Origin of the sequence: Necropsobacter massiliensis, assembly GCF_000827595.2 — a bacterium.
Taxonomy (GTDB): domain Bacteria; phylum Pseudomonadota; class Gammaproteobacteria; order Enterobacterales; family Pasteurellaceae; genus Necropsobacter; species Necropsobacter massiliensis.
In genome coordinates, this window is record NZ_LN776187.1 from 1 (window position 1) to 24,081 (window position 24,081).

The window sequence follows — 24,081 nt, forward strand, 5'->3', positions numbered from 1 at the left end:
TCGCTTCGTCGGTGGATTTTGATCTTGGTTTAGCCGATGGTTTTGCTGCTTTATTTACTGTACTGTATTCGGCTTCCTGAGAAGAACTGCGTTGAACTGCCTGAGCGCCAGTGCCTTGTGGAATTTCTTCGTAAATAGGATTTTCTGTATTTGTATTTTGTTTTAATTTTTGGGCTTTATCGATTCCTTTTTTAACCATATTAGTGATGTCCAATGTCTCAAATTGGAATTTAGTACTGGCGTATTGATCATTACGTTGAATACTTTTTGATTTTGATAAATCCTGATTTATTGGTGTATCGCTTTGCTGATTTGTTTTAACTCCCGCAATCGTAGATTGCTGTGTGGCTTCATAGTGGAGTTGTTCTGAACGACCTCCCCGAATATCCAGTTGTTTTACTCCATCTTTGTTCGCACCGATAGTTGCACCGAATTTACCGCCATCTTTATGATGAGAGTCATTAAGATTCTGATGTGTTATTTGGCCTTTGATTTCTAAATCATTGCTGTTGCTTTCGTCAACAATGTAACCGGCTTTTAAATTAACGTCATTGAGTGTACCGCTGATATGTTTGGCTTTAATTCCGGATTGCTCGTTGACTTTGTGGCTTTCTTCTTTCTCTTTACCGCCGTTAGCGCCAAAGCTTCCGGTTGGTTTACCAAAGCCGGTTGAACTGACTGAAGCGCCGACAGAAGCGGATAGATCAAAATGGTTATGCTCACGTTTATAAGAATCTTGTTTAGATTCAATATTCGTTTTACCTTTTATATCCGTTATATATTTATCGGCATCAATATTTCCTCCGGAAAGATTAAAATTACCGTCGGAATTAATTTCAATGCGTTTACCTTTTAATTTACTATTCTGGTAGGTGATAGCCTGTCCTTTTGTATTTCCGGTACTCATTTCAACTTTTGCGCTGGCACCAACAGAGCAACCTTGGGCGGCAATACCGCAGGCTGCACTGATTCCCACCGATAATTTTTTACTTTCTGATTGTTCACTCTCAGCACGTTTGGTTTCGCCGGCGTTGATGTTCACATTACCTTTCGCATTAATCGTGAGATCTGTGGTTTCTTTGTTAGTCTCAACATTATTGAATGTGGCATCTCCGCTGCGCGCAGTAAAAGTTAATTTCCCGTTCAATGTATTTTTGTTATCGGAGATCTCATGAGATTCACTGTATTTTTGGGAATATCCGACCTGCGCTTTGACCGAACCGCCGACTAAGTCGCCGGTGACTAAATTAACTACATCACTTGCATATTGCAACGCAGCAGTCGTATCTTGCTTAACACCTTTTTTGCTATCTCGCGCCTGTTTTGCAATATTGGCAGCGGCATCAAGCACTGAGGAATGCCCTTCCGCCGTCATACCTAATGTAAATTTCGATGACTCAGAGGTTTTATCAATCTCATTTTTTTGTTTGGTTGACAAAATTCTGTCCGCAGACAGTTTAAAGCCTTGTTTTTCGTCTTTAGCTGCGATGTCTTTCTGTGCCTCAAAGAAACTTTCATCTTTTTCCGCCATGAGATTGGCGATTTCTTCATCCGATAATTTTTTAAATGCCGGATTGTCTTTTTTAGGCTGATTTTTGACCGCACTTTGGGTTTTCGGCTGCGTGCCTGCAGTTTCATTTTTGTCGCTCGGCGTTGCCGGAGTTGATTTATTAATATCTAACCCGCCGATATCTAAGTCCTTTTGAATGTGCAAATGACCGCTTTTGGCATCCAATTCGCTATTGGAATGCTTCAGTTCGGTTTCTGTAGTTTTAGTTCTAGAGAACGAAAGACCATATTCTGCGCTGGCACCGGCACTGGTTGATTGCCCAGCTTCTGTTGTGATACCGTTTTCTTGATCGACGGATACGGACGCACCATAACCAAAGGCATTGATTTCAGCACTGCCATAGTTTTGGGCGAGGTTTTTCTCTTTTTCGGTATGGCGGATATTTTTACCACCTTTGGCGACATAATGGCCCTGTACAATCCCCGTGGTGCGGTTGGTTTTTATTTTGCTGCCTTGCTGAGTGACATTGCCCGCCACTGCAAGATGCAGATGATCAAATTCCGCGTTTGAACCCACCGATTTTGCACTGTAATTATCTTCAGAAATACCACCGGCGAGAGAACCGTTCAACCCGTTACCCGATGGGATCGTTGTCGATTTATGCGAACTTTGTGTTTCATGGGTGTCTTTTACATTGAGATCTTTGGTTCTGACATAACCGGATTTTGCTTTGACATCGGCACCTGCAAGATCAATATTACTGTCGAGATCGGTTTCCAGATGAAGATGTTTGTCGCTCTTGATTTTCGATTTTTCAACCGTGGTATTACCTTTGTCATCCACATAGGTTTTCGCGCTAGATTCAATTCCTTTATGCCCTTTCAGTTTTAATTTATCCTGAGCTTGGATTGAACCCTGATTTTTAATTTTGTTTTCCGCTTCAATATTGATCTTATTGCCAGAGATTGAGCCGGAGTTTTCAACATGTTTAGTTTTTAACTCGTCGTCTCCAGCTTTAATCAATGCTGTATCAAAACCTTTATATTTTGCTGCATCTTCTAAAGTTTGCTTCGCAAAATACACCTGCGGAACATAAACCTCTTTTCCGTTTACGGTAGATTTTACATACCAAACAATATCTTCTTTCAAGTTATCCTGCTGCGTTTTAGTTAACGCCTGACCTAAAGTCAGATGAAGATCTTTGGCGCTATGATAAGCATTATCCATTAAACGTTTAACCAATTGAACATTGCTTAGATTGTATTTGAGTGCCAGATGATTATCGACTTTTTTCTCAATGGTACGCGTAATCAATTGATGCTCGAAATACGCGTCGCCAACCGTGTTTACTTTGTTGCTTTCAGTCTTCGGCGCAATTTTATTAAAGAAATAGTTGCCGCCGACATAATCTTTCTGATTAATGTATTTCATTCGCGTGTGGTAAAGCGGATCCACCTCAACCCGTGGACGGTTTTTCTGCTCGGGAATTTCACGTCGTTTAGCGAATTCTTCCGCTTTTTTACGCGCTTCTTCCAGTTTTTTCTTATATTCCTCTAATTTACGCAACTGCTCTTCTTGCTCTTTTCTCTGCTTTTCAAGCTGTGCCTGTTTTTCCGCTTCCAGCTTCTGTTGCAGTGCCTCCTGTTCTTTTTTATGTTTTTCTGCAAGCGCTTTCAACTCGTCTTCATGTTGCTTACGGGCCTGCGTTTCTTTTTCAGCTTGTAATTTGCGTTTCAGTTCTTCTTGTTCTTGGCGTTGTTTCTCCTGTAGCGCTTTTAGGGCGTCTTCGCGTTTTTTGCGTTCTAAGGCTTGTTGCTGTGCTTTTTCTTTTTGTTTTTGCGCAGCAAGTTCTTGATGCCGTTTTTCCGCCTGTAATTTTTTCTGACGAGCCTGTTCAAGCTCGCGTTCTAAGCGCAGCTGTTTTTCTTCTTCAGATTCCTGCAGTAAGTCGTTATCCTCTTTATCATGAGGTAGAGGCTGATGTTTCGGTTTTTCTAATTGCAGCGAACGGTCGATAAATAAATTCGGATTAGCCAGTAATTCTGCCAGTACGGAAAGATCAATGCCGCTGTGTTGTTCTTCGTCTGCAATAAACGGCTTAAATTGCGGTGCCGGAATATTCAGCTTGTGTTTACCGACATTAATTTCATTATTAAAACTGTCTTTTTCAGCCTGTTCGCCGTTACGCAGTAAATCAGCTTCGCCGGTGATGTTGTCCGCTAAAATTTTTGCCTTTTCTGCCGGGTAAAAGTGAAGTGCGGTGGTTTTTCCTTCTTTTGTCCGCTGCCAGTTTTTGGCTAGCGTTTCCATGGATTGCCCTTCCCAGTTTTGTCCGAGTGCTGCGGTCAGCACTTGTTGCAATTGAGGGTGTTCAATGGATTTGAGCAGTTTGAAGACTTGTGCTCTTTCACTAAGATACAATCTAGTATAGTACAGTGCGTAATCTTTGCTGAGTACGTAGTCGATCATGTCAAATAAATTACGAAATTCTTTGACGCCTGGTCCAGCTAATCCAGTGCCAAATAAATTGAATTTTGGATAGAAAGATAAGACTGCAAATGTTGGTTGTTTTAAATAATCCACAATAGTTTTATCTATTGATTTCATATTATTAATAATCTGCTTTGTGCCGTTATTTTCGAAGGTACCGCGAATATTAATCACCCCGTGATTGATAATGCCGGCCTCAGCGAGGGAAGAATCCTTTTGATTGAAAGTCAGTCCGCCTTCGGAACGGATTTTTCCTAAGTGCAATGCTTGTAAATCATTTTTTAATTCCGGAATATAACCCAAAAAGCGATAAACACCAGTCCATGTTCTACCGTAATGATTATGGGTTTTATCCTGCCGTGTTCTGATGACTGATACATCATTTTTGTTCAGAATAACGTCATTCAATAAACGTTGCGCGCTGATAGTCAGTTTGCGTTTAGAAAGTATGTCACCGGCATTATAGACCTGATCATGGGCGTCAAGTGTCATTTCACCTTCAGAGTGAAATACGCCGCCAGCATTATTAATAATATTGCCTTTCTCCGAAGTTAACGTTAAGTGTTTCCGCGCTCCCAATAAGCCGCGGTTGTTAATATTATTGGTAATATTGACAGATAAATGTTTACCGCTGGCTAGTACCCCTTCGTTAGTAAATTCCTGTCCTGTTAATGTCAGGTTGCCTTCGGTTTGCAGATCAGCTTTGTTATTAATATTCAGATGATGAGCCGAAAGGGTTAATGAGGCTTTAGCTTCCGGTAATTTATGCAGTGATGAAAAATAATTGGTATTGTCTTTAAAGGTGAGCGTAGCATTTTCCAGACTTTGAATTGTACCAGCGTTTTGGAAACCGTTTTTATGTCGTTCAAATTGGTTTTTTAACTTATCCAGATCAAAACCTTGCAGTTTTCCGCCCATAATCAAGCTGTCCGCCGCCATCCCTTTGGTGGTGATATGCAACGATTTTTGAGCAAGGATTGTCTCGTTATTGACTAATTTATCAACATCAATTTTAGCGTGTCGGCTTGAGACGATACCGTTATTTTCCAATGTCTGTCCTTTAACGCTAAGGTGAGTGGCGGTGATTTTTTCTATGGCGTCAACGGTCGTGATATTACTGTGAATATCGACTTGTGGACCTGCGATCTTCGCATTCTCTTTAACTTGAACCTGTTTGGCGTTGCTCACATTGACATGTTGTGCGCGAATTTTGGCATTTTTTTCGACACGAACTGTCTCGCTGCGTAATTGAATGTGCTTATCCGCGTTTAATTCACCGGTAACAGAAAAATCCTGACTGCCTTCCGCATAAATATTGCCTTTGGATTGCACCGTATTGACTTCTACCTTGCCAGCGTTATTATTCAAAGCAATATCTGATTCGGACAGAATAATGCCTTTGTGATTTACCCCGGCGCCGCTATCTGTTGTGATAAGTCTGATGTGATTGCCATACATAGCGCCCGCTTCGCTGCCGCTAATGGCGACATCGTCGCTTTTCTCATTTTTAGCGGTCAGTTTACTGTCTCTTACGTTAAATTCACTGGAACCCGCCACTAATGTAATATTGGTCTGCTGCGCATCTTTAGACTCTTTTGCATGGCGAATCGCGCCTTTTTGTTCAATTTTTTTGGCAACAATATCTAAATATTTCAACCCGTCGGTGGCCAACCCGTTTTCATCAATGGTGACGGTTCCGCGTTTAACCGAAAGGTTCACGCCATCTTGAGGCTGTGCGACTTCACCGGTGGACACCACAAAACGATCCGTATTAAAAGTCTGTACGCCATTAATATTCACGCCGTTCGGGTTAACCAGCAGCAAATCTGCTTTATCGCCGAATACTTCCAACCCGCCGCGAATTTTGCTCATCTCGCTGCCGGTCACCTGAGTCAGAATGGCTTTGGCGGTTTGTTTATCAAAATTTTGGTTTTTGTCTAAATGACCGACTAAATAGGAATTTCCCTCTTGCAGGCTGTTGTTGAAAACAGAACCGTTTTCAACATTGAATTTACTAAAATGGTTATCGGAGATTCCATCGTTTCCCGGTTTGGCAACATCGACAATCAGAACTTTATTTTCGGTATATTTAATTTTGGTATTGCGATTGTTCGGATCAACTATCGCGCCATCTTCGGCAAAAGCGGCGGAAGATAAAACGGTCAGCAACAGTAAGGAAATATTTTTGCTTTTAAGAATATCGACGCTTTTCACTGGATTTAAATAAGCGCCAACAAAGTTAGATAATACGGATTTTATATATTCAGGTTTGTCTTGTACGGTTTTTTTATCTGATTCTTTAGCTTTTGAACCGCCGCCTAATGCCGATTTAATATATTCCGCCACCGGAATTAAACAACCGCGGGATTTGCTGAAAATAAGTTTATAACGATTTTTGTTCATAGTCGGTTCTCTTTAATTAAAATGTGATTGACGCGTTTACATAGTAAACATGGTTATTTTTATTGTGTTTGATATTTTTTATCGGTTTCGCATAACTGAACGAAACGGACGCATTTTTTATTGTTGCTTTTGCACCTACGGCGAAGCCCGCAAGGGTTTCATTATGTTTCGGTAAGCGCTGGTAATTGCGTCCGACATCAACGCCGAAAAATGGTTTGAGCTGCATTAGATCGCTTGTCCCCGGATAAAAAGGCATATCAACGGTTTGGGATAAATAATAGCCCTTGTCTCCGGAGCTGACCCCGCCTTTAAAGCCTCTTACTGTATATTCGTCACCGATTGAAAATTGCTCGTCCGAATAAACACTGTAAGGCGAATATTGGGCGCCGAAACGAAGCTGATAATTAACAGGACGCTGTAACAATAACAATGGTTTATACCAGCTTAAGGTGGCGGACAGGCTTTTTAGCGTTTTTTCGCCGTTTCGAGTGTAGGCAAGGCTGTCTGCCTGAAACCAGTGTAATCCGTTCGAGTAAGCCACATCGCCGTAAAATTTGCCGTTAAATAAATTGCTGATATAGGATAATCCAACCGTTAATTTATTATGGTGATAATCCTTGGTTCTTCTTGTACCGATGTAATTCTTACGTTTTTTAAATTCAATTTCCGTATAGGCGGAAAGAATGGATTCCCGGTTGCGCATTAATAAACGGGTTAATTTGGCACTGGCGGTTTTTACCGTGTTGTGAGAAGAATAACGATATCTGCCAACTAATTCTTTTTCATTATCCGATTGCGACGCTTTGAGATCTAATGTATAAAAAGAGAACGGCTGACTATACAGTAAGGTGTAATTTTGTTGCCCGTTACGCTTGCTGTTTTTATAAAAACGATAACCGGTAGAGAAATTCCAGCTGTCATTGGTGCCGAATAAATCGCTCCAAGCTAAGTTCAAGGTCGCCTGATTGCGTCCGTTAGCGTTATTTCCGCTGCCGGAATTATTCACGCCTAATGTTAAGCGCGGTAAGCTGCTCCGTTGCACCTGAATATCGACATTTGAATAAGCCGGTTGTTGAGCGGCGGTGACGTTGATTTTTGCCGATTTATTTACCGTGTTTAAGATTTCAACCAATTGATCGATATCGTGAATATTAAAGATTTCATCACGCATGTTGGGTAACACTGAGACCATCGCTTTATCTTTAAAGCGCTGTGGCATTTCGCCGTTCACATAATAATCATGCACAAATCCCCAATGCACGATAAAATCCAAATTGCCCTCGGAAGGTGCATCTTTTAAACCGATGGCACTGGTAACATAACCCGCCTGATACAGCACATCGGTCAGCGCTTTGACGAGTTCAAACACTTGCTTGGTGGTCAGCGGTTTACCGACATAAGCGGCAACGGTGGTGTCAAAATCCAAAGGAACAGTCTGACCTTGCAAATCAATACGAATAGCGTTGATCCGCGGAGCGGACGCGTCGCTGTCATCTTCAATAGCAAGTTTTTTAGATTCGGCACGATTTGGTTGATGCAAAAACTGCTCGGCTCTTTTTAAGCCTTCGTTCACCTGATTAAAATGTTGTTGATTTTTTAATTGTTGTAATTCCTGCGTTAGCGAATCTTCAGCGGCGTAACTGGCAAAAGAGGTGCACAGCCCGGCACAGACCAGTGCGCAGGTTAGTTTATTGATGGTTATTTTCATAAAAATGGATTGAATTATTAAAGAAATAAAGTAGAGTATTTTTTTTATTTAAAAAAAGTTGCCGAATTATACTTCACAAAAACCATATTGAAAATAATGTTAATTTTTTTAGAAAAATAATTATTTCTTATTGATGAATTGCTATACAGAATAACACCGAATTTGGCATATAAAATAAAAGAATAACAATCAGAAAATAATTATAACTGATTGTTAATATTATTTATTTTTATTTTATTCTGTATTGATAGGTTAGACTGGTCGGATCTCAAGGTGCGGTTTGTTTTGGTGACATTTTTTCTGGTGATAAATTACTCGAACAGCTATTTTTTAGTTAAATATTGTGATGTGAAAAATAAACTGTGGCTAATGAAGACCACAAAAAATAGGCAAACGTAAAGTTAAGCAAACGTAAAGTGCGGTGAAAAACAAACCTATTTTCGACCGCACTTTATGCCAATAAGCGCTGTTAGCACACGCCCTATTTTTTTAACGCACCTAAAATACCGCGCATAATTTGTTTGGTGATTTGGCTGCGGATGTTGCGACCAACGGATTTTGCCACACTGCTGACAACCTGCTCGGTAACCGTCAGTTGTTCGCCTTTTTTCTTGGTGCCGAACAACATGCGGTTAAGGCGGTTGATAATGCCGTTTTCTTCTTCCTCTTGCGCTTGTTGTGCCTGTTTTTGTGCAACGGCGGCGAGATCCGCCTGTTGCTGTAGAATTTCGAAAGCGGACAGATTATCCACATCATCGCGATAGAAGCGGTAAAGATCGTCATCTTTCACCCAAGCATCGCGTTGTTGTTCACTAATGGGTTTAAGCTGGCTTTTCGGTGGATAAATATAAGCGATTTCCACCGGTGTCGGCATCCCTTTTTCATCTAAAAAGGAGACCAACGCCTGTCCTACGCCCAGCATGGAAATCACTTCTGCGACATTCACCTGCGGGTTAGCGCGGAAGGTTTCGGCGGCGGATTTGACTGCCTTTTGGTCACGCGGCGTAAAGGCGCGTAGAGCATGCTGAACCCGATTGCCAAGCTGCCCCAGTACGCTGTCGGGCAGATCCAGCGGATTTTGGGTAACAAAGTAAATACCGACGCCTTTGGAACGGATAAGTCGCACCACTTGCTCCACTTTGTCTACCAACACGCTCGGTGCGCCGTCGAATAATAAATGGGCTTCATCAAAAAACATCACGAATTTCGGTTTGTCCGGATCGCCCACTTCGGGCAGCCGTTCAAATAATTCTGCCATAAGCCATAATAAAAAGGCACTGTACATGTGCGGCGAGTTGATCAGCGTTTCGGCATTCAGCACGTTGATCACACCTTTGCCGTCGCGGGTTTGCAGCCAATCGTCCAGATTCAGCGCCGGCTCGCCGAATAAATGGGTTGCGCCCTGATTTTCCAGCGTAAGCAGCGCCCGCTGAATCGCGCCGACGCTGGCGGCGGAGACGTTGCCGTATTCCAGTTGAAAGGTTTTCGCATTTTCCGCCACATATTTCAGCATGGCACGCAGATCTTTCAGATCGATAAGCAATAATCCTTTGTCATCGGCGACCCGGAATACCAGATTTAGCAGCCCTTCCTGTGTGGTGTTAAGATTAAGCAGACGGGAAAGCAGCAACGGTCCCATTTCTGAAATGGTAGTGCGCAGCGGAATGCCGGTAGTGCCGAAAACATCCCAGAACGACACCGGATAACCGCTTAGATAGCTGTCGCCGCCCAATTGGAATTGCGCAATGCGCTCGGCAATTTTGCCTTGTAGCTCGCCCGGCTGAACCAGACCGGATAGATCGCCTTTGACATCCGCCAGAAAAACCGGCACGCCGTCATCGCTGAAGGCTTCCGCCATTTTGCGTAAGGTAACGGTTTTGCCTGTCCCGGTGGCGCCAGCAATCAGACCGTGGCGGTTCGCCATTTTGGCGGTAATGCCCAATACCTGCCCTTGTTCGGTTTGTGCCAATGAATATTGCATAAAATTGTCCTTATATTATGGAGGGAAATCGTGGTGAAATAATAAGGAAAAAATAAAGTGCGGTCAAAAAATAACGTGTTTTGCCGCGATAATGGTGGGCTAAGGGCGGATTTTTTATTAATATACCGGTGATATTACCCGTTTATCGGTGAGATGTACTTGAATAAATTGAAGAATTAAATGATGAATATATCGGAAACTATCGAAAAAACGACCGCACTTTGTCCTTGTCAGTCGGGTAAAGATTATGCGGATTGCTGTGCGCCGTTGCATTTAGGGACGCGGTATGCGCAAAACGCCGAGCAGTTGATGCGTTCCCGTTATGCGGCGTTTGTGCGGCGGGATATTGATTATATTGTGCGCACGACGGTGCCGAGCCAGCAGCCGTTGTTGGATAAAAACGCGCTGCGTCGTTGGGCGGAAAACATACATTGGCTCGGTTTGCAGATTATTGATTATCAGTCGCAGCTGAGCGCTCGCCATAGTGCGGTGGAATTTAACGCGGTTTTTGCTGCTGAGCGAGGCACGCGGGACCATCATGAGAAATCCTTGTTTGTGCATATCGATGGGTGCTGGTATTTCGCCGATCCGACCGTGCCGTTGCCAGCGATGAAGCAGCCCTGTATTTGCGGTTCGGGGAAAAAATTCAAACATTGTTGCGGAGAGATGCTATGTCGTTTTTATTCGAACGCCTGAATCTGTTTTTTAAACTGTTTTGGTATCGCTTTAATCAAAATAAACTGACGCAGGCAGCAGGTTATCTGACTTACAGTACGATGCTGGCGCTGGTGCCGCTGATTATGGTGGTGTTTTCGATTTTTTCTGCCTTTCCGGTATTTAATGATGTGACCGGCGAATTGAAACTGTTTATTTTTAATAATTTCGCTCCGCAGGCAAGTGATGTGGTAGGCGAGTATCTTGATCAGTTCGTCACCAATTCTAAACAAATGAGCGCAATCGGGATTATCAGCCTGATTGTGGTTGCGCTGATGCTGATTAATTCCATTGATCGCACGCTAAATTCCATTTGGCGCGACAGCAGCGTGCGTCCGCTGATGTTTTCTTTTGCTATTTACTGGATGATATTAACCCTCGGTCCGTTGATGATGGCGACCAGTCTTTTTCTCAGTGCAATGACCAAGGAAATGCTGACAACGACATTTAGCCTGCCGTTCGGGATCAGTTCGCTGAGTGTGGTCAGTTTTTTTCTGACGTGGTTTATTTTTACTCTGATTTATACGGTGGTACCGAATAAAAAAGTCAGTATTCGCCATTCGGCTGCCGGCGCGCTGGTGGCGGCGATATTTTTTACGCTGGGCAAACAGGCGTTTGCTTGGTATATCAAAACCTTTCCGTCTTATCAGCTGATTTACGGCGCAATGGCGACGTTGCCGATTATGCTGTTGTGGATTCAACTTAGCTGGATTGCTATTTTGCTCGGCGCGCAGCTGTCGGCAGTGTTGGCGGATATGCAGCGGTTAAAGCGCGGCGAGTTGGATTTGAAACAAATTGAGGCGCAGAAATGATTGCGTTGATTCAGCGGGTGACGCAGGCAAAAGTCGAGATTGCGGGCGAGACGGTCGGTCAAATCGGGGCGGGGCTGCTGGTGTTGCTTGGGGTGGAAAAAGATGATGACCGCATAAAAGCCGATCGCTTGCTGGAAAAAGTGTTGAATTATCGGGTGTTTGCCGATGCGGCGGGCAAAATGAATCTGAATGTGCAGCAAATCGACGGTGAGCTGTTAATTGTGTCCCAGTTTACGTTGGCGGCGGATACGCAAAAAGGGTTGCGACCGAGTTTTTCCCGCGGTGCATCGCCGGAGGCGGCCTGTCAGTTATATGACTATTTTGTGCAAAAGTGCGGTGAAAAAATCCGTGTTTCCAGTGGTAAATTCGCCGCCGATATGCAGGTAAGCCTGACCAATGATGGACCGGTGACTTTTTGGTTGAGCGTCTAAGATTCGACTTTATATTCCGTTATTATGGCGAAAGTGATGTTTTTCTGTTATATTTTCTTCCCTTTTTTCGCGGATAAACCCTTTTATCCGCTGCATTTTAGGTGTATTTTAAGCACGAAATACCCTTTCATATTCCGGACGATACCCTGATGTTCGGCATAATAATTAAGAGGAAAATATGAATTTTGATACTTATGAAACGCTGGCGCTGGCCTGTCTTGTTTTACTGCTCGGTTATTTTTTAGTCAAGCGCATTCATTTATTAAATCACTACAATATTCCGGAACCGGTAGTCGGCGGGTTTATTGTGGCGATCGCGTTAACGTTCGCGCATCAGATGTGGGGCGTCAGTTTCGGTTTCGATACGGATTTACAGCGTAATATGATGCTGGTTTTTTTCAGTTCTATTGGATTAAGCGCAAACTTCGCCCGCCTGGTGAAAGGTGGTAAGCCGCTGGTGGTGTTCCTGTTTGTAGCGGCGGGACTGATTGCGTTACAGAATGTAGTCGGTGTGTTCGGTTCCATGTTGTTAGGGCTGGATCCGGCTTATGGGTTAATTGCCGGTTCGGTGACATTAACCGGCGGGCACGGTACTGGCGCGGCCTGGGCTGAAGATCTGGCTGCCCGTTTCGGTATTCAGGGCGCCATGGAGCTGGCGATGGCCTGCGCGACATTCGGTCTGGTGTTTGGCGGGATTATCGGTGGTCCGGTCGCCAGTTTTTTACTGAAGCGCTTACATAAAGAAGAAGTGCTGGAAGATGAAAATGTGGACGATGTGGAAGAAGCCTTTGAAAAACCCATATATCGCCGTAAGATCAATACCCGTTCAGTCATCGAAACCATTACTATGCTGTCTATTTGTTTGTTCGTGGGGCAGCATCTGGATATGTGGACAAAAGGCACCGCGTTTCAGCTGCCGACTTTTGTCTGGTGTTTGTTTACCGGGGTGATTATCCGCAATGCGCTGGCGCATATTTTCAAATTTAAAGTGGCGGACGCCGCGATTGATGTATTAGGCACGGTCGGTTTGTCGATTTTTCTGGCGATTGCGCTGATGTCGTTAAAATTGTGGGAACTGGCGGATCTGGCGCTGCCGATTTTTGTCCTGTTGGTCGTACAGGTTGTAGTCATGGCGCTGTATGCGGTAGTGGTAACTTACCGCGCAATGGGGAAAGATTATGACGCCATTGTGCTGAGTGCCGGACATTGCGGTTTCGGTTTGGGCGCAACCCCGACCGCGGTAGCCAATATGCAGGCGGTAACTTCTCATTATGGACCGTCGCATAAAGCATTTTTAATCGTCCCTATGGTTGGTGCGTTCTTTATTGACTTATTGAATGCCAGTTTGCTGAAGGTGTTTGTCGAAGTTGCGGCATTTTTCCATTAACGCAGATTATTTCATTGAGAAACCGGGCATTGTCCCGGTTTTCCGTTTTATATAGTCTTTGGTTATAGCAAAGACAATTTTATTCTTTAAACTCACCGCACTTTGATCATATAGTGAGGCGCAGTTGCGCATTTTATACGGCGCGGCGCTTAACATACGCGACCAACCCCGCTAGACTGTAATCGGTATGCTGTACGGTCTTATCGTAATCTTTTGAAATCCGGAGGAAGAATGAAATTCAGCGTGAAATTATCCCTAGCTGCATTACTGCTGTCCGTCGCCACATTGGCAGCGGCGCAAGAAACCACCTTCATCAACTGTACCAGCCGTTCGCCATCCGGATTCAGTCCGGCGCTGGTGATGGACGGCATTTCCTATAATGCCAGTTCGCAGCAGGTATATAATCGTTTGGTGGAGTTTAAACGCGGCAGTACGGAGCTGGAGCCGGGGCTGGCAGAAAGTTGGGAAATCAGCGACGACGGGTTGACTTATACCTTTCATTTGCGCAAAGGGGTGAAATTTCACTCAAATAAGGTTTTTATCCCAACTCGTGAGTTTAACGCCGATGATGTCTTGTTTTCCTTTAATCGCCAGCTTGACCCGAATCACCCTTATCACAAGGTGTCCAACGGCACTTATCCTTATTTCAACGCAATGAAATTTCCAAGCCTGCTGAAATCAATAGAAAAACTGGATGAGCATACGGTGCGCATTACCCTGACTAAACCGGACGCCACGTTCCTTGCCAGTCTCGGTATGGATTTTATTTCCATTTATTCGGCCGAATATGCCGATGCCATGTTGGCGGCGGGCAAACCAGAAACCATTGATAACCAGCCGATCGGCACCGGTCCGTTCGTGTTTGCCGGTTATCAGCTTGAGCAGGCGATTCGTTTTCTCGCCAATAAAGCATATTGGAAAGGGAAAGCGCCGATTGACCGCCTGATTTTCAGCATTACGCCGGACGCTACCGCGCGTTATGCCAAATTGCAGACCGGCGCCTGCGATATGATGGATTTTCCGAATGCGGCGGATTTAGTGCGCATGAAACAGGATCCGAAAATTCAGTTGCTGTCGCAGGAAGGGCTGAATGTGGCTTATATCGCATTTAATACCGAAAAAGCACCGTTTGATAATCTAAAAGTGCGTCAGGCGCTGAATTACGCCACCGATAAGCAAACGATTTTGAATGTGGTTTATCAGGGTGCCGGCATTGCGGCGAAAAATCCGCTACCGCCGACGATTTGGGGCTATAACGATGCGATCGAGGATTATCCTTATGATCTGGAAAAAGCCAAACAACTGCTGACTGAAGCCGGCTATCCAAACGGTTTTACAACCGAATTATGGGTACAACCGGTAGTGCGTAATTCTAATCCGAATCCGCGTCGCATGGCAGAAATTGTGCAAAATGACTGGGAAAAAATCGGTGTGAAAGCCAAGTTGGTCAGTTATGAATGGGGTGATTACATCAAACGTACCAAAGAAGGGCAGTTTGCTGCTGGCACCTACGGCTGGTCGGGCGACAACGGCGATCCAGACAATTTCCTGTCGCCGCTATTAAGCGGTGAGAATGCGGGCAACAGCAATTATGCACGCTGGAAAAATGCCGAGTTTGATGCGCTGCTGGCAAAAGCCATCAGTTTGAAAGATCAAAATGCGCGAGCGCAGCTGTATAAACAGGCGCAGGTTATCGTGAAAGAACAGGCGCCGTGGATTACCGTCGCCCATTCGGTTACGTTTACACCGTTAAGTTTGCGCGTGCGGGATTATAAACAAAGCCCGTTCGGTTACAGCGCATTTTATGGTGTCAGTGTCGAGTAGGGCTATTGAGGGTGAAAAGTGCGGTTGTCTTTGACCGCATTTTTATCGTTAGGTCAGTGGCGGGTTTAGTGATATAACTATCCGAAATCACCATTGATAATGGCGCAATCAAGCAGTGTAACGCCTACCGCTGGCAATGCCGCCACGCTGAACAATGCGCTTCGGTAGAGACTACTATGCGGTTTGCGGGCGGTCCGAAAGTGCGGTCGTTTTCGGCGTTGTTTTTAGTCTTGCTTGTTGCAAGCGTGTCGCTGCGTTTGCGGGGGCGTTCTCAGCATACAGTCCGGTGTTAAATATGGAGCAATTTATGTTTCAGTTTATTTTTAAGCGTATTGTCATGGTTGTGCCGACCTTTATCGGCATTACATTGCTGACCTTTGCGCTGCTTCATTTGATTCCGGGCGATCCGATTGAAATCCGCATGGGAGAACGCGGATTAAGCCCGGAAATGCACCAACAAATGAAACGGCAGCTGGGATTGGATCAGCCGTTGTATATTCAATACGGCAATTATCTAAAAAGTATTGCGCACGGTGATTTAGGTCAATCGTTCAAAAATAACGAGCCGGTGATGCAGGCGTTTTTATCGCTGTTTCCTGCCACCATTGAATTGTCTGTGTGCGCGATTTTGTTTGCTGTGATTATCGGTATTCCGGTGGGAATGGTGGCGGCGGTAAAGCGCGGTTCGATATTTGATCACACGGTTATGGCGGTGTCGCTGACCGGCTATTCGATGCCGATTTTCTGGTGGGGGCTGCTATTGATGTTGGTGATGTCGGTGCAGTTGGGGATTACACCGGTTTCCGGCAGAATTGATGCGGCATTTTGGATTGATGAAATTACCGGTTTTATGCTGATTGACAGCTGGTTGTCCGGCGAGGCGGGCGCATTTCAATCCGCCGTTTCGCACCTGATTTTGCCCGCCGTAGTGTTGGGGACGGTACCGTTGGCGGTGATTTCGCGCATGACGCGTTCGTCTATGTTGGAAGTGTTGAGCGAGGATTATATTCGTACCGCCCGCGCCAAAGGGTTGACTCCGATGCGGGTGATTGTAGTGCATGCTCTGCGTAATGCTTTGATTCCGGTAGTGACGGTTATTGGGTTGATTGTCGGGCAGCTGTTGTCTGGTGCGATTCTGACCGAAACTATTTTTGCTTGGCCGGGAATCGGCAAATGGGTGATTGAGGCAATTCGCGACCGCGATTATCCGGTGGTGCAAGGTGCGGTGCTGATTATTGCGACGCTCATTATTCTGATTAATGTATGTGTTGATTTACTTTATGGCGTGCTGAATCCACGTATTCGCCATCAATAATAAGTGGGGAAATGTTATGTCCGAATTCGTAACGCCAATCAGGGTGCAAACGCCACTGCGAGAGTTTTGGGCGCAGTTTGGTCGCAATAAAGGCGCGGTAATCGGATTGGCATATATTGTGGTGATTTTTGTCCTCAGTATTTTTGCCGACGTCGTAGCCCCGTACGATCCGATTACGCAGGCAAGAGAGGCGTTATTAATGCCGCCTGCTTGGCAGGATGGCGGCAGCTGGCGCTATCTTCTGGGCACCGACGATGTGGGGCGCGATATTCTGTCGCGTTTGATTTACGGTGCGCGATTGTCGCTATTGATCGGTTTGCTGGTGGTGTCGTTATCTTTTATTTTTGGCGTGTCGTTGGGGTTGTTAGCAGGTTATGCCGGCGGACTGGTGGATCTGCTGATTATGCGCCTGATTGATATTATGCTGGCGATGCCGAGTTTATTGCTGGCAATTGCGATTGTTGCGATTTTAGGTCCGTCGTTGCTGAATGCATCTTTTGCCATTGCGCTGGTTTCGCTGCCAAGTTATGTGCGGCTGACCCGTGCCGCCGTTTTAAACGAAATCAATCGTGATTATGTCATCGCTTCACGCGTGGTCGGTGCTGGCGCTTTGCGGCTGATGTTTATCGTTATCCTGCCGAATTGCGTAGCACCGCTTATCGTACAAACCACATTGGGTTTTTCTAATGCCATTTTAGATATGGCGGCGCTGGGTTTTCTTGGGATTGGCGCACAGCCACCGACACCGGAGTGGGGCGCTATGCTGGCGGAAGCGTTACAATTTGTGCAACGGGCTTGGTGGGTGGTGACTTTTCCGGGCTTGGCGGTATTGCTGACCGTGTTGGCGTTTAATTTGATGGGCGACGGTTTACGCGATGCACTGGATCCGAAACTACGGCAATAAGCGGGAGAATATATGGCATTACTGAAGGTTGAGCAGCTTTCCGTCGGATTCGGTGCGCAAAACGCCGCATTTCAAGCGGTGGATCGGATCAGCTATCATATTGATGAGGGTGAAGTGCTCGGTATTGTCGGTGAGTCTGGCTCGGGCAAATCGGTGAGTTCGCTGGCGGTTATGGGATTAATTGACTATCCGGGGCGAGTTAGTGCCGAGAGGCTAGTTTTTGATCAGCGCGATTTACTGACCCTCAATAAAAAGGAAAGGCAGCACCTAATCGGAGCGGAAATCGCAATGATTTTTCAGGATCCGATGACCAGTCTGAACCCTTGTTACAGCATTGGATTTCAGATTATGGAAGCGTTAAAGGCGCACCAGGGCGGCAATAAAAAATCTCGTCGCGCTCGCGCAATCGAATTGTTGCGCTTGGTCGGTATTCCCGCAGCGGAATCTCGTTTGTCGGTGTATCCCCATCAGTTATCGGGCGGGATGAGCCAACGCGTGATGATCGCCATGGCGATCGCTTGTAACCCGAAATTACTGATTGCCGACGAACCGACCACCGCACTGGATGTGACCATTCAGGCACAAATTATGGATCTCCTGCTGGCGTTACAGAAAAAAGAAAATATGGCGCTGATTCTGATCTCTCATGATCTGGCGCTAGTGGCACAAGCGGCACAGCGTATTATCGTGATGTATGCTGGGCAGATCGTAGAACAAGGTCGGGCGGCAACGATTTTTACCACGCCACGACATCCCTATACCCAGGCGCTGTTGCGTTCGTTGCCGGAATTCGCCGCGGGTAAATCGCGCCTACAATCCTTGCCAGGCGTGGTGCCGGGCAAATATGACCGACCGCATGGCTGTTTGCTGCATCCGCGCTGTCCTTATGCGACGGAACATTGCCGGCGAGAGGAGCCGCCACTCTATCAACTGCATGAACATCAGGTAAAATGCCATACGCCGTTGAATTCGCAAGGAGAACCGAGCCATGTCTGAACCGTCCGCATCGCCACCGTTGCTCGAAGGGTTAAATCTGAAAAAATATTACTCGTTGAAAAAAGGTCTGTTTTCTGCATCCCAGACGGTGAAAGCGCTGGATGGCGTGTCTTTTCGTTTGGATAAGGGGAAAACGCTGGCGGTAGTAGGCGAGTCGGGCTGTGGAAAATCGACGCTGGGGCGCTTGCTGAGCTTGATTGAATCGCCCACTGCGGGAGAATTATTTTATCACGGACGGCATCTTCTGACCGATGACCCGACCACTCGTAAGTTGCGGCGGCAGAAAATTCAGATAGTTTTTCAGAATCCTTATGCGTCCTTAAATCCACGCAAGACAATCGGCAGCATTTTGCAAGAACCGTTGATAATTAACACCGCACTTTCCGCATCGGCGCGTAAAGCGCGTGTGCTGGATATGATGGCGAAAGTCGGGTTGCGTGCGGAATATTACGATCGTTATCCGCATATGTTTTCTGGCGGGCAGCGCCAGCGCATTGCCATTGCGCGCGGGTTAATGCTGAATCCGGATATTGTGGTGGCGGATGAGCCGGTTTCAGCGCTGGATGTGTCTGTGCGGGCGCAGGTATTGAATTTAATGCTGACATTGCAGGCTGAACTGGGGTTGTCTTATGTGTTTATTTCCCATGATTTATCGGTCGTGGAACATATTGCCGATGACGTTATGGTGATGTATTTAGGGCGTTGCGTGGAGCAGGGAAGCCGCGCACATATTTTCAATAATCCGCGCCACCCTTATACGCAGGCGCTACTTTCCGCCACGCCACGACTTTCACCTGCGTTACGTCGCCGACGGATTAAGCTGGAAGGTGAACTGCCGAGTCCGTTGAACCCGCCGCAGGGCTGTGCCTTTCATACCCGCTGCCACTTAGCGACAGCACGTTGTAAGCAGCAACAGCCGAGCTTGAAAACCTATCCAGACGGGGTGAAAATCGCCTGTTTTATGGTGGAATAAAAACAAATAACCGGGATAAGCTCGGCTTGCCCGGTTTGTTGAAGAAAAAGTGCGGTCGTTTTTTTGTTTATTTTCTTAACTTGACCAGCTCGACGGCGTGATCGGCGCCTTTTTTCAGAATTAAATTTGCCCGTTCGCGGGTCGGTAGAATATTCTGTCTTAAATTCAATCCGTTGATTTCATCCCAGATTTTTCCTGCCGTGGCAATGGCTTCGGTTTCTGATAAGGCGGCATAATGTTTGAAATATGAATTCGGATCATTAAACGCGCTTTGGCGGAATTTCAGAAACCGGCGGATATACCATTCCTTCAACAGCGCTTCTTCCGCATCCACATACACGGCAAAATCCACGAAGTCGGAAACAAAGGTCTGATTGGCGTTGCTGCCGCCGGTTTGCAACACATTCAGTCCTTCCAAGATTAGAATATCCGGACGGTCAACGAGATTAAATTGATCCGGCACGATATCATAGGTTAAATGGGAATAAATCGGCGCTTGTACTTCGGCTTTGCCGGATTTGATATCGGCTAAAAAACGAATTAGGCGTTGTGTGTCGTAGGATACCGGAAAGCCTTTTTTATGCAGTAAATTATCCCGCTTTAATTTTGCCAGCGGGTGCAAAAAGCCGTCTGTGGTGATCAGATCCACTTTCCGTACCTCGGGCCAGTTGGAAAGTAAAGATTGCAGAATTCTTGCCGAAGTGCTTTTACCGACTGCGACACTGCCAGCAATACTGATAATATAAGGCACTTCGGGATGCTGCCCGCCGAGAAAACGGTTCAACACGGTGCGGCGGTGCAGATTTTCTTCTATATAATAGTTGATCAAGCGTGCCAGCGGCAGATAAATGGTACTGACTTCGTCTAACGCCAGATCTTCATTAAAACCAAGCAGCGGTTTAAGATCCTGTTCGGTCAGTTTCAGCGGAACGGACTTACGCAACTCGGCCCATTGCTGACGATTAAAGGTAAGAAACGGCGTTAACTGGCTTGAATAGACGTCCGGCGTTGGGGATTCCACGGTAATCTTTGCACCTGTAATTGATCATTGAATAGGGGGAATATACCTTATAAATGCATGCTTGCGCATAAAAATTTTCACTATATTACAACTTTTTTTATAAAATTTATGCGTTTTGTTTGAGAAATAGCCGAATGATTAAAAAAAAAGATTTTTTTAATAAAAAATGCTTGTCACAGGTAAATTTTTCCCTATAATACGCCTCACTTGCTTATGACGCCGACTTAGCTCAGTAGGTAGAGCAACTGACTTGTAATCAGTAGGTCATCAGTTCGATTCCGATAGTCGGCACCATTTTCATAAACAAGTGTTTTGTTAAATGCGGAGGGGTTCCCGAGCGGCCAAAGGGAGCAGACTGTAAATCTGCCGGCTCAGCCTTCGAAGGTTCGAATCCTTCCCCCTCCACCATTTTAATGAATCCTGATGGGACAGATGAATTTAGGACTGCGGGCATCGTATAATGGCTATTACCTCAGCCTTCCAAGCTGATGATGCGGGTTCGATTCCCGCTGCCCGCTCCAAGTAAAGCGCTGATATAGCTCAGTTGGTAGAGCGCACCCTTGGTAAGGGTGAGGTCGGCGGTTCAAATCCGCCTATCAGCACCACTTCTTAATTTTTCTCTCCTGGTTAGCATTACTTGATTTTCTACATTTGGTTAATGTGGTATATTGAACCATCGATAACCGTGTTTGTTTAGAGGGACTCTCAATGTCTAAAGAAAAATTTGAACGTACAAAACCGCACGTTAACGTGGGTACAATTGGCCACGTTGACCATGGTAAAACAACTTTAACCGCAGCAATCACAACCGTATTATCCAAACATTACGGCGGTGCGGCACGCGCATTTGACCAGATTGATAACGCGCCGGAAGAAAAAGCGCGCGGTATCACCATCAACACTTCTCACGTTGAATATGACACACCGACACGTCACTACGCACACGTTGACTGCCCGGGACACGCGGACTATGTGAAAAACATGATTACCGGTGCGGCACAGATGGATGGTGCGATTCTTGTCGTTGCGGCGACTGACGGTCCGATGCCACAGACTCGCGAACACATCTTATTAGGTCGCCAAGTCGGCGTTCCTTACATTATCGTATTCTTAAACAAATGCGACATGGTGGACGATGAAGAGTTATTAGAATTGGTTGAAATGGAAGTGCGTGAGCTGCTGTCTCAATATGACTTCCCGGGAGATGACACGCCAATCGTACGTGGTTCAGCGTTAAAAGCGTTGGAAGGCGATGCGGCATGGGAAGAAAAAATCCTGGAATTAGCCAACCACTTAGATACTTACATTCCTGAACCGGAACGTGCTATCGACCAACCATTCTTGTTGCCAATTGAAGACGTATTCTCAATATCTGGTCGTGGTACGGTAGTCACTGGTCGTGTTGAACGCGGTATTATCCGTACTGGTGATGAAGTAGAAATCGTGGGTATCAAACCGACAGCGAAAACAACCGTAACCGGTGTTGAAATGTTCCGTAAACTGTTAGACGAAGGTCGTGCAGGTGAAAACATCGGTGCATTATTACGTGGTACCAAACGTGAAGAAATCGAACGTGGTCAGGTGTTGGCGAAACCGGGTTCAATTACTCCGCATACTGATTTTGAATCTGAAGTATACGTATTGTCCAAAGAAGAAGGCGGTCGTCATACTCCATTCTTCAAAGGCTACCGTCCACAGTTCTACTTCCGTACTACGGACGTAACTGGTACTATCGAGTTACCGGAAGGCGTGGAAATGGTAATGCCAGGCGATAATATCAAAATGACAGTAAGCTTAATCCACCCAATCGCGATGGACCAAGGTTTACGTTTTGCGATTCGTGAAGGCGGTCGTACCGTTGGTGCGGGTGTGGTAGCGAAGATTATCAAATAGTCAAGCGAACATGTCGAATAAAGAGGGTATCGAAAGATGCCCTTTTTGTTATGGGCGGAAAAATATGTCATAAAAGCAGATATTTTTGATAGGCAATAAAATCAGAAAGTGCTACAATCACGCGTTCAAAGCGGATCCCTGTTTTAACAGTTGAATAATGGATTAAATTATGGCGTTAGATATTGATAAAAAGAAAAATGCTCCGGAAGTCGTTGATGAGCGAAAGTCCAAAGGAGCAAATAACTTTTTGTGGCTGCTTGTAGTGGTTGTCATTGCCGTTGCTGCATTAGGTAATATTTATTTAGTCGAGCAATTTTCGACTCCTGTACGTGTTGTCGGGGTTGTTGTGTTACTGCTTGCCGCATTGGGTATTGCAGCGGTCACCAATCAAGGGACGAAAGCGCGCGGATTTTTGAAAGACTCCAGAACGGAATTAAGAAAGGTTGTATGGCCTACGCGTCAGGAAGCAATGCAGACAACGTTGATTGTGATGGGCGTCACCGTGGTCGTATCACTCATTTTATGGGGAATGGATTCGATTATCGTATCGGTAGTTACATTTTTGACGGATTTGAGGTTCTAACATGACGGAAAATGCAGCAAAAAAACGTTGGTATGTGTTGCAAGCCTTTTCAGGATTTGAAGGGCGGGTCGCCGCAACGTTGCGCGAATATATTAAACTTCATCAGATGGAAGATCAGTTCGGTGAAGTGCTGGTTCCGACGGAAGAAGTGGTTGAAAATGTCGGCGGCAAACGCCGTAAAAGCGAACGTAAATATTTCCCGGGCTATGTATTAGTACAAATGGAAATGAACGATTATACTTGGCAGCTGGTGCGCAGTGTGCCGCGCGTAATGGGCTTTATCGGTGGCACACCGGATAAACCGGCGCCGATCAGTAATCGTGAAGCGGATATTATTTTAAATCGTCTTGAGCAGAATTCCGATAAACCGAAACCGCGTACCACGTTCCAACCGGGCGAAGAAGTGCGGGTGACGGAAGGACCGTTTGCCGATTTCAACGGAACGGTGGAAGAGGTGGATTACGAAAAAGGTCGCCTGAAAGTTTCCGTTTCTATTTTCGGTCGTGCGACGCCAGTTGAGTTGGAATTTGGTCAGGTGGAAAAAACGCGTTAATTTTTGACCGCACTTTTGCCTGACGGTAGTTGGTTTAGGCGGATAAAAGCGAGAATTTTACTTGAAATAGAGGTCGTGTTTGATTAGAATACGACCCTTCGTAACCACGGGGAGCTGTTAATAGCGTTATCACCCATTAAGAGGAAACTAAAATGGCAAAAAAAGTACAAGCCTACGTTAAGCTGCAAGTCGCGGCAGGTATGGCAAATCCTTCACCACCGGTTGGTCCGGCTTTGGGTCAGCAGGGTGTGAACATTATGGAATTCTGTAAAGCGTTCAATGCTCGTACTGAGAGCATTGAAAAAGGCTTGCCGATTCCGGTCGTTATCACTGTCTATGCAGACCGTTCATTCACATTCGTGACCAAAACACCGCCAGCGGCAGTATTACTGAAAAAAGCAGCAGGCGTTAAATCCGGTTCAGGTAAACCGAACAAAGACAAAGTCGGTAAAGTAACCCGTGCACAAGTACGCGAAATCGCTGAAGTGAAAGCGGCCGATATGACCGGTGCGACTGTTGAAACTAAGATGAAATCTATTGAAGGTACTGCACGTTCAATGGGTTTGGTAGTGGAGGACTAATC

At 45.6% G+C, this 24,081-nt stretch carries 17 protein-coding genes and 4 tRNA genes; 17 read left to right on the top strand and 4 right to left on the bottom strand.

The features are described from left to right. The 3 genes from BN3349_RS08260 to BN3349_RS08270 all read right to left on the bottom strand — a co-directional run. Nucleotides 1–6,403 (bottom strand): two-partner secretion domain-containing protein (locus BN3349_RS08260; RefSeq protein WP_048736551.1); only part of this gene is annotated, 6,403 nt, incomplete at its 3' end. Between the two features lie 16 nt (nucleotides 6,404–6,419). Next, nucleotides 6,420–8,111, bottom strand: coding sequence for a ShlB/FhaC/HecB family hemolysin secretion/activation protein (locus tag BN3349_RS08265; RefSeq protein ID WP_040976855.1), 1,692 nt, complete (start codon nucleotides 8,109–8,111; stop codon nucleotides 6,420–6,422). 481 nt (nucleotides 8,112–8,592) lie between these two features. Beyond that, the gene (locus BN3349_RS08270; protein WP_040976856.1) at nucleotides 8,593–10,092 is read right to left on the bottom strand and encodes a helicase HerA-like C-terminal domain-containing protein; all 1,500 of its coding nucleotides are present in this window, start codon (nucleotides 10,090–10,092) and stop codon (nucleotides 8,593–8,595) included. 180 nt (nucleotides 10,093–10,272) lie between these two features. On the opposite strand from BN3349_RS08270, the gene BN3349_RS08275 reads away from it, so the two are divergent. The 9 genes from BN3349_RS08275 (at nucleotide 10,273) to BN3349_RS08315 (ending at nucleotide 19,448) form a co-directional block, all read left to right on the top strand. Beyond that, on the top strand, nucleotides 10,273–10,788 hold the full coding sequence (locus BN3349_RS08275; protein ID WP_048736553.1) for a YchJ family protein: 516 nt from the start codon (nucleotides 10,273–10,275) through the stop codon (nucleotides 10,786–10,788). Then, nucleotides 10,764–11,618, top strand: a complete 855-nt coding sequence (locus BN3349_RS08280; RefSeq protein ID WP_040976858.1) for a virulence factor BrkB family protein — start codon at nucleotides 10,764–10,766, stop codon at nucleotides 11,616–11,618. Before BN3349_RS08275 ends, BN3349_RS08280 begins: the two co-directional genes overlap by 25 nt. Further along, nucleotides 11,615–12,049 carry a D-aminoacyl-tRNA deacylase gene (gene dtd, locus BN3349_RS08285; RefSeq protein ID WP_032108124.1) on the top strand — a complete coding sequence of 145 codons (435 nt, stop codon included), beginning with the start codon at nucleotides 11,615–11,617 and terminating at the stop codon, nucleotides 12,047–12,049. The genes BN3349_RS08280 and dtd overlap by 4 nt, the downstream gene beginning before the upstream one ends. Before the next feature lie 178 nt (nucleotides 12,050–12,227). Further along, entirely contained in the window at nucleotides 12,228–13,436 is a 1,209-nt protein-coding gene (gene gltS / locus BN3349_RS08290; protein ID WP_040976859.1) for a sodium/glutamate symporter, read from the top strand. 231 nt (nucleotides 13,437–13,667) lie between these two features. Beyond that, the gene (locus BN3349_RS08295; protein WP_040976860.1) at nucleotides 13,668–15,260 is read left to right on the top strand and encodes an ABC transporter substrate-binding protein; all 1,593 of its coding nucleotides are present in this window, start codon (nucleotides 13,668–13,670) and stop codon (nucleotides 15,258–15,260) included. Between the two features lie 307 nt (nucleotides 15,261–15,567). After that, on the top strand, nucleotides 15,568–16,575 hold the full coding sequence (locus tag BN3349_RS08300) for an ABC transporter permease subunit (protein WP_040976861.1): 1,008 nt from the start codon (nucleotides 15,568–15,570) through the stop codon (nucleotides 16,573–16,575). Between the two features lie 16 nt (nucleotides 16,576–16,591). Next, nucleotides 16,592–17,479, top strand: a complete 888-nt coding sequence (gene dppC / locus BN3349_RS08305; RefSeq protein ID WP_040976862.1) for a dipeptide ABC transporter permease DppC — start codon at nucleotides 16,592–16,594, stop codon at nucleotides 17,477–17,479. A gap of 12 nt (nucleotides 17,480–17,491) precedes the next feature. Next, nucleotides 17,492–18,475 carry a dipeptide ABC transporter ATP-binding protein gene (gene dppD, locus BN3349_RS08310; RefSeq protein ID WP_040976863.1) on the top strand — a complete coding sequence of 328 codons (984 nt, stop codon included), beginning with the start codon at nucleotides 17,492–17,494 and terminating at the stop codon, nucleotides 18,473–18,475. After that, entirely contained in the window at nucleotides 18,468–19,448 is a 981-nt protein-coding gene (locus tag BN3349_RS08315) for a peptide ABC transporter ATP-binding protein (RefSeq protein WP_040976864.1), read from the top strand. The genes dppD and BN3349_RS08315 overlap by 8 nt, the downstream gene beginning before the upstream one ends. A gap of 67 nt (nucleotides 19,449–19,515) precedes the next feature. Here BN3349_RS08315 and coaA read toward each other — a convergent pair whose 3' ends face one another. After that, a complete protein-coding gene (gene coaA / locus BN3349_RS08320) occupies nucleotides 19,516–20,469 on the bottom strand; it encodes a type I pantothenate kinase (RefSeq protein ID WP_040976865.1) in 954 nt (317 codons plus the stop codon). Nucleotides 20,470–20,687: 218 nt separating this feature from the next. Between coaA and BN3349_RS08325 the strand changes: the two genes are divergently transcribed. From BN3349_RS08325 to rplK, 8 genes are all read left to right on the top strand, one after another. Continuing rightward, nucleotides 20,688–20,763 (top strand) — tRNA-Thr (locus BN3349_RS08325). Between the two features lie 29 nt (nucleotides 20,764–20,792). Further along, nucleotides 20,793–20,877, top strand: a tRNA-Tyr gene (locus tag BN3349_RS08330). A 38-nt stretch (nucleotides 20,878–20,915) separates the two neighbouring features. Beyond that, nucleotides 20,916–20,990, top strand: a tRNA-Gly gene (locus tag BN3349_RS08335). An 8-nt stretch (nucleotides 20,991–20,998) separates the two neighbouring features. Then, nucleotides 20,999–21,074: transfer RNA gene (locus BN3349_RS08340), tRNA-Thr, on the top strand. 103 nt (nucleotides 21,075–21,177) lie between these two features. Continuing rightward, complete coding sequence (tuf, locus tag BN3349_RS08345) at nucleotides 21,178–22,362, top strand: elongation factor Tu (RefSeq protein WP_040976866.1); 1,185 nt, start codon at nucleotides 21,178–21,180, stop codon at nucleotides 22,360–22,362. 169 nt (nucleotides 22,363–22,531) lie between these two features. Next, nucleotides 22,532–22,945 carry a preprotein translocase subunit SecE gene (gene secE / locus BN3349_RS08350; RefSeq protein WP_040976867.1) on the top strand — a complete coding sequence of 138 codons (414 nt, stop codon included), beginning with the start codon at nucleotides 22,532–22,534 and terminating at the stop codon, nucleotides 22,943–22,945. 1 nt (nucleotide 22,946) lies between these two features. After that, complete coding sequence (nusG, locus tag BN3349_RS08355) at nucleotides 22,947–23,498, top strand: transcription termination/antitermination protein NusG (protein WP_040976868.1); 552 nt, start codon at nucleotides 22,947–22,949, stop codon at nucleotides 23,496–23,498. A 152-nt stretch (nucleotides 23,499–23,650) separates the two neighbouring features. Beyond that, nucleotides 23,651–24,079 carry a 50S ribosomal protein L11 gene (gene rplK / locus BN3349_RS08360; protein WP_040976869.1) on the top strand — a complete coding sequence of 143 codons (429 nt, stop codon included), beginning with the start codon at nucleotides 23,651–23,653 and terminating at the stop codon, nucleotides 24,077–24,079. Nucleotides 24,080–24,081 lie beyond the last annotated feature (2 nt).